The organism is Alteromonas sp. KUL49 (assembly GCF_006538345.1).
Taxonomy (GTDB): Bacteria; Pseudomonadota; Gammaproteobacteria; order Enterobacterales; family Alteromonadaceae; genus Alteromonas.
On record NZ_BJKL01000033.1, the window covers coordinates 1 to 1373 of the forward strand.

1 protein-coding gene is annotated in these 1373 nt (G+C 44.3%); it reads right to left on the reverse strand.

The genetic code is table 11. The annotated features are described in order from the left end of the window. Positions 1 to 51: 51 nt before the first annotated feature. Positions 52 to 1373, reverse strand: a 1322-nt coding sequence (locus EYS00_RS20385) for a zinc-dependent metalloprotease (RefSeq protein ID WP_207301740.1), incomplete at its 5' end; no start/stop codon positions are given.

Genomic DNA, 1373 nt, shown 5'->3' on the forward strand with positions numbered 1-1373 from the left:
CTTGGACCAAATATGACCATCACGCGTCTCAAGAGCGCATCACTAATCTCATTAGCTTTCGGGTTCTTCAGCAGTTTGAACAAGCTCTTCATCATAACAGCTCGTTGGAACGTCTCGGTTTGGTGACATACCTGTTTGGTATGTTAACCAAAGGTCAGAAAGTTTTGCAAAACGATAACGGTTCGGCACTCCCTCGACACCACTAAGCTCTTCAAGCTCACACACTTTGTCCGGTGCTGTGAGTACGTCGAAGAAGAAATTAGCCGCTAGATTTGCTGCGTTGTATGTGTCACAAATCGGACGAAGTCCTGCTGACATATTGTCTAGTGGTACGATATTACCGCGATAATCGACGCAGTTGTTCCCTGCAATCTCTTTAAACACACTACCTTTGTTATTGGTGGTGTCAGCACCAATGTAACGTGCGAAAACAAAATCGATTTCGCCGACGTTTTCTATGATGTCTCGAATTTTCTGGAATTCATACATACGTTGCCAGAAGTATTCGTACTGGTGATACTGGGAGAACCAATCACGACCATTGCGGCGGTTCGCCGTTTCGTAGCTATCGTAATAACGCTGAATACGGAACTCTGTAATCTCGGTGAGTGATGTACCTTCGTCAAAGCGATCACACGTTAGACTTGTCGTTGTGTGTTCATCGGTACAGAAGCGGTAGCTTGCCAACTCAGGGATACCTTCTGTACCTGCATTCGCACGTAAATGAGCAATGACACCGGTAGGATAAGCATTGTAATCCTCGGTCATTTGTCGGTCGTACTCTGCCAATGAGTATGTCTTACGAACTTGAGCACCTGTATTATCACGTACTGAATCGCTGACAAATTCATTGGTTTCGATCTCACGAGCATAAGCAAATTTAAGCGCTGCTTTGTCATATTTACCAAAGACCAACAGTTCATCAAAAATTGATGCGCCGTAGTCCATGATCGAGCTGTATGCTGCAGGTTTGCCGTGGTGACCCAGTTTGCTTTTCGTTAACTCTTCAGTCGTGTAGAAGTTCGTTTTATCGACAGATCCCATGAAGTTGTGGCGCAAGCCTAAGTTATGGCCTAGCTCATGAATCAATGTCGACTTAAACATGTGCTCTGAAATCGCTTCACTCGCCAATTTTTGCTGCTCTAAGCTCAACTCATTCCATTTTTTCATGGTATTTTGTTCAGCATCAGCAAAATAATCACCACCTGCGTAGTCGATACCAGCGATCAACCCCTTCGCATTAGTACTCAACCACATCGCATCTTCACTGTAGACGTTCTGCTCTGAGAAACGTTTCAGCATATCTTGACGCTTGTAAAATGCTTTTAGCGCTGCATCTTGGTTAGTTACATCAAATTTATGGCTTAAGTCAG